At 47.3% G+C, this 17,129-nt stretch carries 9 protein-coding genes; all 9 read left to right on the top strand.

The features are described 5' to 3' along the window. Positions 1–65 precede the first annotated feature (65 nt). The 9 genes from Q4519_RS05350 to Q4519_RS05310 all read left to right on the top strand — a co-directional run bounded on the left by Q4519_RS05350 (position 66) and on the right by Q4519_RS05310 (position 17,010). Positions 66–4,610: an amino acid adenylation domain-containing protein gene (locus tag Q4519_RS05350; RefSeq protein WP_303510423.1), complete on the top strand. Its 4,545-nt coding sequence runs from the start codon at positions 66–68 to the stop codon at positions 4,608–4,610. A gap of 438 nt (positions 4,611–5,048) precedes the next feature. Beyond that, positions 5,049–6,005, top strand: coding sequence for a Fe2+-enterobactin ABC transporter substrate-binding protein (gene fepB / locus Q4519_RS05345; protein WP_303510420.1), 957 nt, complete (start codon positions 5,049–5,051; stop codon positions 6,003–6,005). A gap of 19 nt (positions 6,006–6,024) precedes the next feature. Further along, positions 6,025–7,065, top strand: a complete 1,041-nt coding sequence (locus Q4519_RS05340; RefSeq protein ID WP_303510417.1) for an iron ABC transporter permease — start codon at positions 6,025–6,027, stop codon at positions 7,063–7,065. Beyond that, positions 7,062–8,120: an iron chelate uptake ABC transporter family permease subunit gene (locus Q4519_RS05335; RefSeq protein ID WP_303510415.1), complete on the top strand. Its 1,059-nt coding sequence runs from the start codon at positions 7,062–7,064 to the stop codon at positions 8,118–8,120. Before Q4519_RS05340 ends, Q4519_RS05335 begins: the two co-directional genes overlap by 4 nt. Before the next feature lie 180 nt (positions 8,121–8,300). Beyond that, positions 8,301–11,534, top strand: a complete 3,234-nt coding sequence (locus Q4519_RS05330) for a condensation domain-containing protein (protein ID WP_303510413.1) — start codon at positions 8,301–8,303, stop codon at positions 11,532–11,534. A gap of 102 nt (positions 11,535–11,636) precedes the next feature. Beyond that, on the top strand, positions 11,637–12,458 hold the full coding sequence (locus Q4519_RS05325; protein ID WP_232801189.1) for an ABC transporter ATP-binding protein: 822 nt from the start codon (positions 11,637–11,639) through the stop codon (positions 12,456–12,458). Next, positions 12,455–13,141: a 4'-phosphopantetheinyl transferase gene (locus Q4519_RS05320; RefSeq protein WP_303510410.1), complete on the top strand. Its 687-nt coding sequence runs from the start codon at positions 12,455–12,457 to the stop codon at positions 13,139–13,141. Before Q4519_RS05325 ends, Q4519_RS05320 begins: the two co-directional genes overlap by 4 nt. A 529-nt stretch (positions 13,142–13,670) precedes the next feature. After that, positions 13,671–15,323, top strand: a complete 1,653-nt coding sequence (locus tag Q4519_RS05315; RefSeq protein ID WP_303510408.1) for an ABC transporter ATP-binding protein — start codon at positions 13,671–13,673, stop codon at positions 15,321–15,323. Continuing rightward, positions 15,316–17,010 carry an ABC transporter ATP-binding protein gene (locus Q4519_RS05310; protein ID WP_303510405.1) on the top strand — a complete coding sequence of 565 codons (1,695 nt, stop codon included), beginning with the start codon at positions 15,316–15,318 and terminating at the stop codon, positions 17,008–17,010. The genes Q4519_RS05315 and Q4519_RS05310 overlap by 8 nt, the downstream gene beginning before the upstream one ends. Positions 17,011–17,129 lie beyond the last annotated feature (119 nt).

Here is a 17,129-nt window from a genome sequence, read left to right as displayed (position 1 = left end):
TTTAGTGACGTAAACAGTGGCGCATCAAAAGTGCATTTAATGGATTAAACATGTTGGAAATAAAAATGAGAGAACTGACAACGATACAAGCTGCTTATTTAGTAGGCAGACAATCAGGCCAAGCTATGGGGGGGATAGCAGCCCATATTTATGCCGAGTTTGATAGTGAGCACCTAGATCAAATTAGATTAGCGCAGGCCGTTACTAAACTGTTCACTCAGCATCCCATGTTGCGCATGCAGATAACGCCAGAAGGTCAGCAAACCATCGCGCCTTTGTCCTCGATTCATCAACTCATGGTCGATGATATTGAGCACCTCTCACCAGAAGACACGTGCGCCTTTTTGAGTAATAAGCGCGTATCCATGACTGACCAGCAATTGGATTTGAGCCAAGGGCAAGGTGCGCAAATTAGCTTGACGCGCCATGCAAACGGGCAATGTCGTTTGCATATCGATGTGGATATGATGGCCGTTGATGCGCAAAGCTTTCGCATCTTAGTCGCTGACTTGGCGCGTTTCTATCACGACCCAGCGGCAGGCAGCGAAGCGCCAGTTGGGGTTTCTTTTTTTGACTATTTAGCCCAGCAAGCGGCAGACTGCTACTTGATTGCGAAAAGGAAAGTGGACAAACAATGGTGGCAAGGGCAATTAGCCAAGGTGGCCGATGCCCCAAGCTTGCCTTATGTGAGTGAGAGTATAGATCGCCAACATGGCCATAGTCAGCGCTTTACTCATTTGTTCACGACTGCAGAAAGAACGGCCATCGAAGGGCTAGCCAAGCAGCATCATCTTACTTTAACCCAGTTATTTTTAGCTTTATTCTCGCAAGCCGTGGGCAGTGCCTGCGATAAGCCTAATTTTCGTTTGAATGTGCCGACTTTCCATCGCGGCTTTTATACCCAAGACGTGGATTTGACCATAGGCGACTTTTCCAATCTGTTGATTTACAGTGCCAGTTTACGCGCTCAGGAATCAACCCTGCAGCTGTGTCGTCGCACTGCAAATCAATTAAATCAATTACTTAATCACGAAAGTTATTCAGGGGTTGCGGTGATGCGTGATCTATCGCGGTTGCACGGCGCGGTGCAAGCATCACCTATCGTCTTTACCTCGGGCATGGACATAGCGGGTGATAACTTGTTTGCTGATGAGGTGACGCAGGCATTTGGCAAGATGAACTGGGTGATTTCGCAAAGTGCGCAGGTGACCTTAGATGCGCAGATTGCGCCGGCTTATGACGGTATTTTTGTTAACTGGGATGTGCGTATGGACGTCTTTCCTGACGGTTTTGTCGATACCTTGTTCAACAAGTTTATCGCCATGGTGCAAGCCTTGGCTGGCGATCCGCAAAGCATACATCACACCTTAGAGCACACCTTGGCTAAGCTTGGCTTTGCTTGTCCTGTGTTGCCATTACCGAGTTCGGATCCTAAGCCATTAACCGAGCTGCAAAAGTCTTATTTGCTTGGTCGCTCGACTCATATCCCGATGGGCGGCTGCGCGATGCATGAATTTAGGGAATATCGCGGCCAAATCGACCCGAGTGTGGTGGAAATGCGCCTGCAACATTTGGTGGCCAAATACTCAGCCCTGCGCACCTACATAGATGACGTTAAATTAGTGCAATATGTATCGGCTGAGCCCGCGCTCAATTATCAGTGCCATGACCTGCAACATTTAACGATTGACGCCGCGTTGCAACAGGTACAGTCGATCCGTCAAGCCAGTAGTCATGCCAAGCACGAGTTGTCTAAGTCGCCTTGGTCGGTGACAGTGATCCAACTGCCCGCATCGGATTTAGCTTATCAAACCTTAGTGTTTACCAGCTTTGATGCGCTGATTGTCGATGGCCGCACTCACTCACTTATTTTATCCGAGCTATTGCAAAAAGACAGTGAGCAAGGCCATGGTTTAGCTGCAAGCTTTGCCAATGCTCAAGCCAGTGGCCAAGGGATGAAATCAGCAACGGACAGTGCCAAGCGACAGGCGGATGAAGCCTATTGGCTCAATAAGCTGAACCCTGAGTGCGCGCCGCCAGCGCTGCCTTGGAAACAGCGCCTTGATCAGATTAAAGGGTCGCGCTATCAGCGTGAAAGTATCGTGATTGAAAAGTCGCTATTAACCCAACTGACCATGGTGGGGGCAACTCATAGCTTGTTTTTAAACTCGACGCTGTCGGCGTTGATCCTTGAAGGCATCTCTTATTGGACCTCAGAACAAGAGATGCGAGTTGGTTTTCCCGTTGCCATTCCACAAAGCGAGCGCCCGTTAGGTAATGATTCGACCTTTGTGATGTTAGAATACCGCAAGAACGAAGGCAGCTTATTAGCGCGCGCGCAAGGCATGCAAAATGACATGTTAGAAGCACTGGAGCACCTTGATTTTTCAGGCATTGATATCAACCGCCAGCTGATCAATGCGCGCTCAACCGCACTGGCGTTACCCGTTGTGGTGACCAACGGATTAGCTTGGCATACCTTATCGGCCCAAGACGACTTAGTCTTCTTTGATGGCATCACGCAGACCCCTCAGGTTGCCTTAGATATCCGGCTTAATTTCGATGAGCACAAGAACCTAGTATTAAGCTTTGACTTTGCCGTTGAGGCGTTAGAGCAACGTGTGGTGGTGGCAATCCTAGAAGCTATTGAGCGCCACATCCAAACCTTATGTGAAACCCAGAGTTTTGCGATTGCTTCCCATCAGGTGCTTAACCTTGACCACTACAAGCTGAACCGCGATAGCAACGAATTTGCCTGCTCGCAGTTTTTAGCCAAGATAGCGGATAACCTAGGCGCAAACGCCAGCACTGATATCGCGATTATTTGTGGTGAACGCCGAATTAGCTATCAAGACTTTGGCGCCGATGTACATAAAGTGATGCAACACTTAGCCCATTTAGGCTTAGGGCAAGGCGATGTGCTGGCAATTTGTTTACCAAAAAGCCCAGAGCATTTGGTGGTGACCTTAGCTTGTTCTCTATCTGGCATTATCTGGGTGCCGATTGATGCATCGTCACCTGAGGGGCGCTTGGACTACTTACTCAGTAATTGTAATGCTAGTCGAGTGGTGACATTGGCGCCGTCAACGCGGGCCAACGCCGTCACTTATGCTTCGCTGCTGCAAAGCGTTACATCAACCTATGAACCGCTTTCGCAGCAAGTCTTGGTTGAGCTTAGCCAAAGTGAGCAGGGCGCTTATTACCTTTATACCTCGGGCACCACGGGCAAACCTAAATGCGTGGTGGTCAACAGTCGCGCCACTTCGAATGTGATTGGCGAAACCTGCAAGGCGTGGCAGATAACGTCTGACGATGTGCTGATGTGTGTTACGCCATTTCATCACGATCTTTCGGTATTCGATATTTTTGCGGCGTTTTCCTCGGGAGCGACCTTGGTCTTGCCAGCCGCGGGCGAAGAAAAAGATGCGATCAGATGGAATCAGTTGGTGGAGCAGCACGGCATTACTATTTGGCAATCGGTACCGGCCTTAATGGAAATGCTACTGGCTTGTATGCAAGGGGAAAAGCTCAAATCCCTGCGACTGGTGTGTCAGGGCGGCGATTATGTTAAGCCTAAAACCATCGACGAGCTTAGAGCGTTGCCGCAAGACATCACGCTGGTCTCTATTGGTGGCCCAACGGAAACCACGATTTGGAGCATTTGGCACTTTATCACCGACCAAGACAAAACAGTGATCCCTTACGGCAAGCCATTTCCTGCCAATCAATATTACATTATGGATGGCCTAGGCAAGCATGTGCCACAAGGCGTGGTCGGTCGGATCATGACGGCTGGGGTGAACTTGGCATCTGGCTATTTAGCCGACGGCGAGCTTACCCAAACGGATTTTGTCACCATTATGGACCACCAAGGCAAGCCGGTCAGAGCCTTTAGAACCGGTGACTTGGGCTACTACCGTGAAGATGGTAACATCATTTTTGCTGGCCGAGTTAACGGTTATGTCAAGGTAAGAGGGGTGCGTGTTTCGTTGCCGGATGTCGAGAAAGAGCTCAACCTTTGCCCTTTGATAGAGCAAGTCTTGATCGTGGACTATACCGAGCGCAATGGCGATATCGCCCTTGGCGCAATTTACACCTTGGCCGAGGGCCTATCCGCCAGCGCCGCCGAGATACGAGAGTTTGCTCAGCAATGTTTACCCAACTCGCATGTGCCGTCACAGCTGCTTGAACTTGAACAACTTCCCTTATCGAGAAACGGTAAGTTCGATCGCATCCAAGCCCTAGAGTTATTAGTGAATGCAATGACTCAAGCCAAGCCTGAACAACAAGTGGCTGCTCGATCAGTTAAACCTAACAATGGCGCAGCAAACAGCACAGTAGCCACAACGGGTGATCTCATCACTAACCTTGTTACAACTAACGTTACAAGAACGAACATTGCCGCGATAATTGCAGCGTATGAACAAGCAACAGGTCAACAACGTGCAGATTTTGATGAAGAAAGCGCATTACTTTCGTTAGGATTAAAGCCGTCCCACCTCAAAGGGGTAGCCGCTGAACTTGGCCGTGTATTTGGGCGTAAGGTACTGGCGCACAAGTTGATAAAATGTCGAAACGTAAAAGAAGTTGCGGCAGTGGTGTTAGGCTAGCAGCAACAGCTTCATCGTTTAAATAATCTAATTTTAAAATGCTGAACCCTCTTAGCCCTCCTGTTTTTGATACTTAATATTCAGAGGGGCTTAGGTGGGGGATCTTGTTATTTATAAAACATACTTTACTAGGCAGCGTTTGGCTTAATCTTATGATTGCGGCAGCAATTGCCCTTTAACGAGATCATCTAAATAGATGTTTGAGCTCGCCGTGATCATTTACAAACCAAATAGGCATATCTAATTTAGGTTTGAAAATTCATGAACTTCCATCACCTGTTCAGCCCGTAACACAAAGTAGGATTATCTTGATTGTTATGTATGATAATAGTTATCATACAGTTTATCAGTTGTGTTAAGTGGGCGGTTTCAAATAACCCAGGTTGAAAAATACACTTAATTTCATCAATCGCAGACGAACGGAAGCCAAGCAGAGCAATGAAAATCAATAAAGTTTTAACAGCCATTATTTTGTTGGTGGCTTTAGTGTCCACTGCTGCTTTCGCAGCCCCCTCACAAGACACATTCCCAAGAACATTTGTTAACGTAGATGAAACACAAACAGTCATCCCTGCTAAACCGATGCGAATTTTGTCCACGTCTGTCACGATTAGCGGCACCTTGCTCGCCATTGATGCTCCCTTGATTGCCAGCGCCTTAACTTATGAAGGTAAGTTTTTTAGCCAGTGGGCAGACATAGCTGAGCAGCGCCAGGTTGAAAAGGCATGGCCAGCGGGTAGTGTCGATTTGGAATCTGTCTACCTGTATGAGCCAGATTTGATCGTGGTGGCTTGGAATGGAGGGGATTCTGCGAGGGATCAAATTGCTGAATTTCAACAAATTGCACCCACTATCGTGGTCGATTACACCTCACAATCTTGGCAGAGTTTGGCCATGAAGCTAGGTGAAGCTACGGGCTTAGAGATGCAGGCAAAGCAGAAAATTGGTCAATTTGAACAATTTGTTGCACAGAGTAAAAACAAATTAGACATACCGGCTGGCGAGGCCAATATCGTGGCGTATTTTGGTGCGGGCGCGACCAACTATATTGCATTAGAAGAAGGAGTGCATGCCGAACTATTGTCAGCGCTTGGCTTTAAAATGGAAGTGCAAAATCGCCAATGGCATGACAATACCGTCCCATTGGCTGACTTTTTACGCGTCCACTTTGAGCGACTACCCCAGCTTAAAGCTGAGACAACCTTTTTGTTAGAAGTGGGTGGAAACAGTCCTGCACGCTTTATGCAAGATCCAATTTTAGTTAATTTGCCCTCGGTTAAGAATAAGCAAGTATTTGCTCTAGGGAAGAACTCCTTTCGCATTGATATGTACAGTGCCACGGAAATCGTTAATGACATAGTTAAACTATTTGGTCGAGATGAACATGCTGGCTAATGTTTAAGGGATGGCTGTAATGAGTGGTATGGCAGAATCTACACCAACCTTTAACGTGATAAGAAAGAGCCAAAGGCGGTTTTGGCTAGTGGCGGGTATGGCACTGCTACTACTGGTTACTTGTCTTAGTATGTTCATTGGCACGCACTACATTTCTGCTGCGGTGACCTTAGAGGCGATTTTTTCATTTGATCCTGCCAATAGCGACCATTTGCTAGTGGTGCATTTGCGCATACCAAGAACCTTACTTGCCTTGGTTGTGGGTGGCGCATTGGGTGTGGCGGGGGTGATTATGCAGGGGTTAACGCGTAATCCGCTGGCTGATCCTGGGATTTTAGGCGTTAACGCTGGGGCTGCCTTAGCGGTTGTTCTAGCGATTGCATTTATCGGTATTCATGACATGGCTTATGTTATGTGGTTTGGCTTGTTAGGGGCGGCCATAGCGGGGGCGGGGGTTTTTGTCTTTGCCGGTGTCAATAAGGGGGTCAACCCCGTTCGGGTCGTGTTGGCAGGGACGGCCTTATCTGTGGTGTTGTTAGCATTTACTCATATGCTCACGATTAACAGTCACGAAATGGTGTTTGAGCAGTATCGCCACTGGTCAGTGGGGGCTTTTCAAGGGCGTAGTTATGATGTGCTGATACCTGCTGCCATGTTAATTACTGTTGGCCTGGTCATCGCATTTTGTTTGAGTCAGGCTCTCGATACCGTGTCTTTGGGTGAGGATATAGGTCAAGCCCTTGGAGTCAACCCGCTTAAGATTTGGTGTTTTGCGGCTATGGCCATTGTTATTTTGGCCGGTGCTGCCACAGCTGCCGCTGGTCCAATTAGTTTTGTCGGGTTAACTGCCCCCCATATCGCCCGTATTGTTGCCGGGCCAGATCACAAATGGTTAATCCCATTTTCTTTGCTGATTGCGTCGACTTTGGCGGTGGTTGCCGATGTGTTGGGACGCGTTATTGGTTATCCCAATGAGATTAGTGTCGGCATAATGATCGCTTTGATCGGTGGGCCATTTTTTGTGTTTCTCGTTAGGCGTTGGAAGATCTCCCAGCTATGAACAGTCGTTATTTTTTGCCAACGTCAAACGTGAGCCATGTTTGGCGACTAGGCCAATTTTCAATTTCTTATCAACCTTTGTCTATCCTTGTCGCATTTGTTTTGTTGCTTTTGGTTGCTGCTTTTGCCACCTACGCCATGACCTTAGGTAAACTCAATATCTCATTGCTGCAAGTGGTGGATGCCATACTTGGGGTCGGTGAAAGTGGGGTAAAAGAGCGGATCATCTTAAATATACGATTGCCTAAAGTGCTGACAGCCATTTTTGTTGGTGCGGCATTGGGCATATCGGGTGCGGTGTTTCAGTCGGTGTCAAGAAATGCTCTTGGCTCGCCTGATGTGATAGGTTTTACCACTGGGGCCGCAACGGGAGCAATCGCGCAAATAGTCCTGTTTGAGCAAGGCGCGCTTGAAGTTGCGCTGGCTGCGATTATTGGCGGTGTGGTGACGGCGATTATCGTTTATCTCTTGGCTGTCAAATCGGGTGTTGTCGGTGGTTATCGCTTGATCCTGACGGGGATTGGCATAGGGTCGATTCTCAGCGCACTGAATAGTTTGATGCTGGTTAAGGGGAATTTAGATAGCGCTATTATGGCGAACCTTTGGCTGGCGGGCTCTTTGCACGCTAGAACCTGGATGCATGTATACCCCGTGCTCATTGGGGTTGTGTTGTTGCTGCCTATTATGATGGTGTTAAAACGCGCCTTAGCCATGATTGAAATGGGTGATGAAATGGCGACTCAGCTGGGTATTCGCGTTGAGCGAGTTCGTCTGTCGATGATTTTTTTCGCTGTGGTGTTGGCGGCGTTTGCCACTGGTGCAGCGGGCCCGATTGCATTTATCGCGCTCGCGGCGCCTCAGTTGGTTAGCCGATTAAGGCAGTCTCGAGCACTTTCTCTTTTTTCCTCTGCATTGATGGGGGCATTGCTGGTGTTGGCCGCGGATGTACTGATCCAATGGTTGCCGTTTCAAGCCAGTGTGCCGATAGGCCGAATGACGGGCATTGTAGGCGGTATTTATCTGATTTGGTTACTGACACGCTCGCGACAGTTCTAGATACTTTAAATTATGATAATGAGAATGCTTTACATTAAAGTTTATTGTGAATAAAGTAAGCCACTCATTTTAATCAACCCAAGCATTTAAAGCCCCATCTCGCTGTGTTGATACAGAGTTGATGGGCTGACGCTCCAATACAGGATGGCTCTGAATGATTTCAGACCAGGAGAAAGGAACATGATGAATAACCAGCACCACTGGCAAGGACAGGGTGGGCGTGGCAGCGCAGTAACCGATTTTGAAGAGCGCGTTTGGATGCACCATCAGCATAATGAAGATGGCGCAATGCAATATGCAGCGGCATATCATTTCACAGGCAAAACCAACATAGGGCGGTTGGTTGCAGCACTGAACAAGCTGCCTCAATTTGTGCCTTCTCTTAATATTTGTTATCAGTTTGATGAGGATGCCGGATTACTTAAATATCCAGGTCATGCTCTTGCTCAACCAATTAACATCGAAGCGGTAGATTCTGTTGCCGACGCTATCGCTCACCTGCAAACCAAACAAGCCACGTCGTTCGCCCTTGAAAGTCAGTCTCCGATCCAATTCACAGTTTATATTTGTGGTGAACAAGAGATCGTGTTGGGCGTAATTTCACACCAAATACTTGAAGGTGGACTGTCGTGGCAAGAAATATTTGAAGTACTCAGTGCCTTATATAATCATGGTCTCGCCGCGCTTGATAAGCCAAGCCAGTCCAGTCAGGTGATAGGCTTCAGTCCGTTACAAAAATTACCAGATCTCTCTGCATCTCACTTACCTTGGCTGCAAAGCGTGAGCCAAGATATTGATATTGTGCAAGCAGGTGTTAGCGAAGACGTAGCCGCTTTTTTACAAGCCGCCATTCCCAGAAAATTTACCACGGTTGTCAAAAGAGATAGTTACGAAAAACGCCTTGGTAAAGTGATGAGTGAAGCTGAAATTCTTGCTGCTACTGCTGTTTTGTTTGCCCGCTATATCACCGAATCTAATGGTTTAGACAGCCTAAATGTGTTGGTTCCTTGCGACATTAGCCGGGCTAATTTTGCTATTAATGGCGCGATGATTGAATCAGGTTTGAGCCAGTTAACTTTAACAAACAATGACTCACACCTAGAGCAAGCCATCAATGACGTGCTATCTCAGCTTGGCTCGGCGAAGCTGTTAGAAGCCGAACCGCCAGAGACCGCGGCGGCACTGGTTACTTGGCTGGTGGATCCTGCGCAATATCTGTCCCTTACAGAAATTGAGGCGAAGAAATTACCGGTTGCGCCACGGCTAACAAAATGTGAACTTACCCTTGCAGTGGGGCTTAATTGTGATGGTGACCTTGCCTTCGAATGGGTGACTGGCGCAAGTGTATCGCCACATCTAGCGGCGTATTTATTTGAACAGTTTATTGCTTATATCGGTGGTGAACGAGTGGTTAAACCCGCGCCGCAAGGACAGAGTAAAGCTGAGTCCATACTGCCGCAGCAAAAAAATGTTCAAGATCACTTCATTGTAGACACTATTTTGGCCGAATTTCGCAGTGCACTGACGTTCGATGAAATGAGCAAAGACGATGACTTCTTCGATTTTGGTGGTCATTCCTTAATAGGCACCCGAGTGATTGGTCGACTGTTGAAAGATCACGGCATAGCAGTCGCCATTGCCGACTTATTCACCTATCGTACCGCGGCGGAATTAGCTAAACATGCCAGCAAAATCCAACCCGATGCACCTTCACTCGCTAACAAACAAGACAACCCACCAGCTGCTGTGCCTAGCTTAGGGGCTGTCGTTGAGCTGATATTAGCTGAGTTTAAGGAAGCCCTTGCCACAGACGATATGACAGCTACGGATGATTTCTTTGATTTTGGCGGACACTCCCTGATCGCCACCAGGGTAATCGGTCGATTGCTGACCCATCATGGCATTGCCATCAATATCAATGATTTGTTCGGCAATCCAACGGCACAATCACTGGCTGAGCAAGCCGTGTTGCAAGTCACTGAAACAGCGCAAGCAACCACGGCTTTGACTGAGGTGGGCTCCAACATCGCTCCCTTATCACTGGCACAAAATTCACTGTGGAAGGCGATTCCTAAATACGCCAAGTTTGGTTTGAATACGATTTTTAACTTGCCGTTTGTATTGCGTTTCTTAGATGAGTTGGATGAAGTTGCCTTTGGTGAGGCGTGCCGAGATCTGCTGATCCGACACGCCAGTTTGCGCAGCCACTTCTATGAAGACAATGGGCTACCTTGTCAGCGAGTGGTAGATGCCACTGAAATTGATAGTTATAAATGGTATTGGACGTCTGCGGAGTGTGACATTTCCGACAGAGACGAATTTCTCAAGCAAGAGGCCATTCATCCGTTTGACTTAAAACAGGAATTACCATTGCGGGTGCGCTTCATCCGCTGTCAGGAAACGGGTCTACAGTTCTTATCTTTCTTATTCCACCACATAGTACAAGACGAGTGGTCGGTGAATCTGATGATGGATGAGCTGAATTTCGCCTATAAACAGCGGGTGCAAGGCAAGTCGCCAAGTTGGCGCTATGAGGCGCTGCCAATGCACGAATATGCTCGTATGCAAAGAAGCTCGGGAGCCCATCAAACGCACCTTGATTATTGGCTAAATAACTTAAAAGGTGTGCCTTGGTCGACGCCTATTTTCCCGAAACATCACCCTTTATCAGCCCCCACTGATCCAAACGGTGCGAAAGGCGGCTGGGTTATCGTGGAAATAGAGGATGAGGTCAGGGACGGGTTATATGCCCTTGCCAAAGCGCAGAGCGCCTCATTGTTTAATGTTGTTTATGCTTCCATTGCGGCTGCGCTCAATGCTGTGGGCGCGCCTAACAAATTGATTGTTGGTACATCTGCGTCCGGTCGCCATGATGTAGAGTACTACGACACCATAGGCTATTTCACTACCGTGGTCGCGCATCTCGTGGATTTTGATCGGGCCCATACTGTGGCAGAATTGGTCGCTCAAGTGAAACATACCATCAATGAATCTATGCCATATGGTGATATCCCGATTGACCTGATTGAAGAGGGCCTCGTAGGGGGCGAGCCGGATGTTGACGGCCATATGTTCGAAGTATTTATTCAGTTACATGCCAAAAGTAAATTCAGTGGTGCATTTGAATTGCCTAATGGTGATAAGGTTAACTTCCAGCAAGTCGATTCAGATCGAAGCGAGTCCGGCTTAGGTTTGCAGTTTGAAGTATTGGAAGAAACAGTGAACGAAGAGCAAGTGCTGCGGGTAATGATGAGTTACCTGACCGAAAACTATAGCCAAGCTCAGGTAAAATTGCTGTGCGATACATTGAATGTGCTATTTACTGAGTTTGCTAAGTCCGCTAAGGGTGAGCAATTACTGGGTACGATCAAGCAACGGGTGATGGAGTCCCCGCCATTAGCCGAAGTGCAATAATGAAATAATCAAACGTGGCGGTTGAGCAGTATTGAAAAGTATTTTTCGCTTCTGCTTAATCGTCACCTCAAGCAAAGCATATTAGAATAAAATCAGAAAATTATGAGCCTATCCACAGAGATTGAACCTAGCACGTTATGTCGGTTAAAGGCAGAGCACCTCACCCTTGCCTATGAAAATCGAGTGATTTGCGAAGATCTCGAACTGACTATTCCACAAGGTAAATTTACCGTTATTGTTGGCCCGAATGGCTGCGGTAAATCTACCTTACTGAGAAGCTTATGCCGCTTGTTAAAGCCTGCCCAAGGGCAAGTTTGCCTTGATGGTAGAAATATCCAGCAAATGCCAGCCAAGGAATTAGCAAGAGCATTGGGGTTACTGCCGCAAAGCTCGCAAGCTCCAGAAGGGATCCGAGTCGTGGATCTGGTGGCTCGCGGCCGTTACCCGCACCAGCAGTTATTCAAGCAATGGAGCCCTGCCGATCAAGACGCGGTGTTTCAAGCCATGGCCGATACAGGGGTTACTGAGCTAGCCGAAAGGCAAGTAGATGAGCTTTCAGGTGGTCAGAAACAACGGGTTTGGATTGCTATGGTGCTGGCTCAGCAAACGCCGATCGTTTTACTTGATGAGCCAACGACCTATTTGGATGTGGCGCACCAGATAGATTTGTTAGAGCTGTTTTTAAGTCTAAACCGAGATAAGCAACATACCATAGTGGCGGTGTTGCACGATTTGAACCAAGCCTGCCGTTATGCCGATCACTTGATTGCTTTTGCGGATGGCAAAATCGTTGCTCAAGGTGAACCTAACACCCTAGTTGATGCGGCGTTAGTTAAACAAGTTTTTGGCTTAGACAGTGTCATCATTGCCGATCCTGTCAGTCATACGCCATTGATTGTGCCACTTGGCAAGCAACGAACATGACTTATATGTCCGAGCTACAAGTACGAACTTTGGCTGAACAGTCGCTATGGCAGTGTTCCTTTAAGGTGCAAGCCTATCGCGATGAGCATGCGCAGCTGCTTAATGTTACTCTGCCTAATGCTTTGCAACATGCGGTACCAAAACGCAAGGCTGAATTTGTTGCTGGTAGAGCCGTGGCCTTAGCCGCACTGCAAAGTGTGGGTTGTGATGGGGTTGATATTCCTATCGGAGAGCACAGAGCGCCAGTTTGGCCCCACGGCTGGAGCGGAAGTATCTCCCATACTGATGAACTGGCGATAGTGATAATTCGCCCATCCAGTAAGGTGAGTTTGTTGGGGGTGGATGTGGAAAATCTGATTGCAGCAACTCAGGTGGGCTCGCTGATGCCCATGTTTGTCAGTGCTAAAGAGCGTAAGCTGCTCGCTGCGACTCAGCTTTCATTGCCAGCGTTTGCCACCTTAATATTTTCTGCCAAAGAGAGCATTTTTAAAGCTGTCTACCCTTACGTGAAAACGTACCTAGAATTTAGCGACGCCATGCTGATAGGGGTTGATATGAGTAAGAGGGAGGCTTATTTTAAGCTATGTGCGCGCGGCGAAGCACTATTTGGCTCAGCATTGACACTGCGTGTGCACTTTTTGTTTGAAGATGGAAAAGTCTATACCTTGGTCTGCGCTAAGTAATCAATTGATCCCTGCCACCACTTTGAGACACTCTACTAAGTACAATCATCATTGAGGTACTTATGAGAACAAATCAATCAAGTGAAGCTCATACTACTGAATTTAAAAAAGAATCCCTTCAGCTAACTACTAAAATCGGGGTTGCTGTGACCGCTAGAAACTAATATGTCGCAAAGTGGGTTTTATACCCAATCAACCTTGAGATGCTTGAAACATGCATCTTCAAGTTGATTGGGGATATATTGCTTAGTAGTCACGTACATATGAAGGTGAAAATAGTTAACCCAATCTTGGATTAGCGAACATAGTATATTTTCCTGCTAAAACGCTGTGATATGTCCTTATAAGCTTTGCGTTTTCATCCCTGAAAACGAAATTTGTGCCGTAAAACATACTTTATTTAGCTGCATTAAGCTTAAACAGAATTGAGGTTAGTGAGTAAAGACCAATATCGCTATTTTTAGGACTTATTGCGTTAGTCGAGAAGTAAAAACTGGCTGACAATGCTCTCCATTTGTCGGGAGTATATATGTTACTGTCAAAGAAGATGAATCGTGGTACGGCATTTAAGGCCATGTTACAGAGTGAGCAACGTCAGGTCGCCTTTTCTTTGGCGAGTGCGGTTGCTGCTAGTATTGTTGAAGTCGTACCTTGGTTTTGCTTGTTTCTCTCTCTTGATGCTATCGCTTCTGGAGAGCCCCCAGACTCTTATTTGATTGTTTTTGTTGTTGCGCTGCTAGTTCGTTATGGCTTTTACGTTTTTGCTGTTTGGCAAGCCCATCTCGCCGCGTATCACATTATTCAAAAGACGCGTCAACATATTGTTCGTGCTCTAGCCGAAATGAACATCGAGCAGCTTAGAAGTCAAAAACGCGGTGACATTGAAAAACGCCTATCCGATGACTGTCAGAGTTTAGAGCCGCTGATTGCTCATCATGGTACAGATGTGATCAACGGCCTGTTAATGCCCGTGCTACTTACAATATTAATGGCTTATATAGATTGGCGTTTAGCTCTTATTGCACTGCTGCCACTTCCAGTGGCCCTCGCTGTCCAAATCACCTTGATGAGTGGATTTCAGCATCGTCAAGAAAAGTACATGCAGATTGTCGCTAACATGCATCAAGCTCAGATGGAGTTCTTGCGCAGTATTGGTGTGATGAAGCTATTCTCAGTCGATGCTGACTCTTACCGGGCACTCAATCGTACGATCCGATCACACAATAAGATTGTTACCGGATACACGCGAATCATGGTTGGGGCTTGGGTCACTTTCGTTACCTTGGCTCAAGCATCCTTGATGCTCGTTGTTCCCGCAGCGATAGCCTTGGTGGAAATGGGGCAATTGTCGCTTGTAGAGCTGGTGATGGTGGTATGTATCAGTGCAGGAATTTTAAAACCTTGGTTGGATTTAACTCAGGTGTTTTCACAAATCCAACAATCTTTTGTCGCCATTGACCGTTTATTACCTTTCTTCTCTACTCATCAGTCAGTCGCGCCAATCTATGATAAGCCGTTAACAAGCTTGTCTTGTCATAGAGTGACACTTTCTCGTGCGAACAACCCACTGTTGGCAGACGTCAGTGTTGAATTTCTTCCCGGCGAACGAGTCACTATCGAAGGGGAATCTGGCGCAGGTAAAAGTTCCTGGTTAGCGACCTTGAATGGTGCGCTGCTGCCTGACAGTGGAGAGTGGCAGATTAATGGTGTGCCGATGAGCGATTGGGGCGATGAAGCTCGTTGTCGCTATGTTGCAACAGTCGATCAGCACATGGTGTTTTTCTCTGGCACACTACGCGATAACCTCGCGCTGGTAAAGTATGCGTCAAATGATGATGACATCTGGTTGTTGTTATCGCTTGTTGGACTTAAACAATTAGTCAAAGACTTGCCTTGCGGCTTAGATTCGCCAATTGGAGAGGCTCAACGTTTGTTCAGTGGTGGTGAGATGCAACGACTCGCGATCGTTAGGGCTACGTTGGCTAAGACGCCAGTCTTGATATTAGATGAAGCAACCGCACATCTTGACCAAATCTGTGAACAAACTGTTCTGGAAGGTTTGCGTCATTATCAGCCTAAGCAGATTCAACTAATCATTAGTCACCGAGCCGCTCGCGTCCAGCATGTGGATCGCCGCTTGCGAGTGGAAGCCGGAGAAGTAAGGGAGAATCACCATGACTAGTATTCAGCTCTTGATACGCCATAGTGGTATCAGCGCGCGACAATTCTGGATTGGACTCGGCGGCAAGCTGGTGGTTGAAGCCATGCCATTATTAGTATTTGGTCTGCTGTTTTCTTGGTTACTGGCGCCAGAAGCATTGTCGTGGCTGGTGGTTGGTGCGATTGCAATTGGAGTGGTGGCGATTCAATGGTGGGTTGGCCAGAGTGCCAAACAAACTTTTCTCGGTGCATATGAAATCACTCACGGTCTTCGCAGTCAGCTGTTGAACGATATTCGCAGGCAACCGCTCTCTGCGCTGAAAGGGAAGCGTTTAGGCGACAAAATGAAAATTTTGACAGCAGATCTTAAACAGTTTGAAGATATATTCAGCCACTTGTTAGCCGATTTTATCTCAGCATGGGTGGTTCCGTTAGCCATGTTGGCCGTTATTAGCGTTATTCATCCTCTGTTAGGCTTGGTGACCTTAGGTATACTTGTTGTCGCAGTCGTCGTCTTAGCTTTTGCTGAGAAAAAATTCAGCAAGCGGGTAAGAGATCATCATCAAATGAATAGTGAGGTCTCAAGTCGTTTGCTTGAATACGTTGATTGCTTGCCCATGTTGCGTAGCTTTGGTCAAAGTGAGCGCCTTGCCGAGCCTTTGTGCCAAAAGATCGAGGCGCAACGAGCCGCTGGTCTTGGGTTAGAGTGGGCCGGTGGAATGGGAGTCTTGGGCGCTACATTTATTACTGAGCTTGTGCTAGTTGCAAACCTAGGGTTGGCGAGTGTGTATTTGCACTCAAATCAGCTGACTTGGCCTGAGTGTATAGTAGTGATTGTAGCCAGTGTCATTTGTATCCGCCCTTTAACGCGAATGACAATCTATGCCGCTTTACTCCGGTATATGCTTAACGCGTCTGATCGCCTATTAGCGCTCGCTCAGCTTCCCCAGCAAACCGTTAGAGGTAGTGCGCCTGTTGGTCATGATATTGTGATTGATAATATGCACCTTACTATAGACGGACAGAGAATACTGAATGGCGTCAATGTCTCAATAACGCAAGGAGATCGCGTCGCTTTTGTTGGTCCAAGTGGAGCTGGTAAGTCGAGTCTTCTGGATGCGATCGCTGCTTTTCATATTCCGACTCAAGGAACGGTGAAAATTGGTGGACTTAGCCTTGATGAAGTGGGCACGCATCGCTGGTATAAATTGCTCTCTTATGTGACGCAAGATGTGCAGTTGTTAGGCGGCAGTTTGCGCGATAACTTATTGCTCGCTAAACCCAAAGCAAGCAGTGAAGAGTTACAACGAGCAATTGATGCGAGTGGGCTAACGTCATTGGTCGCGAGTCTACCACAAGGTTTAGACAGCCCGATTGGCGAGAACGGCAATCAGTTGTCAGGAGGCGAGCGGCAGAGAGTATCCATAGCTCGAGCTTTGTTGCATGATGCGCCAATTCTGCTTTTAGATGAAATAACCTCAGCGTTAGATGAGAGCACTCAAAATGAAGTGTTAGAGGCGATAACCCAGTTATCTAAAGGCAAGACAGTGATTATGGTTGCTCACCGCTTAGAGACAGTACAACATGTTGACACGATATACTATTTAGAGAAGGGTGTAGTTACGGATCATGGCGCTCATAGTACATTACTAGCCGAAAAAGGGCGCTACCAAAAGTTGTGGGAAGCGGGTCGAACGGACGAAAGATAATTTGTCGACCAAGTAATCATCAGCCTTGCTAAGCAGTAAGGCTTTTATATGTGAGTTTATCCTTTATGCCATGGGATATCGTAGGGCCAAATATAGCTTTTTATCTATTTTTCCTATTG

This window comes from Motilimonas sp. 1_MG-2023, assembly GCF_030547455.1.
Lineage (GTDB): Bacteria > Pseudomonadota > Gammaproteobacteria > Enterobacterales > CBDFNC01 > Motilimonas.
Note: the sequence above shows the minus strand (reverse complement) of the source record. Positions and strands in the feature narration are given on the sequence as shown.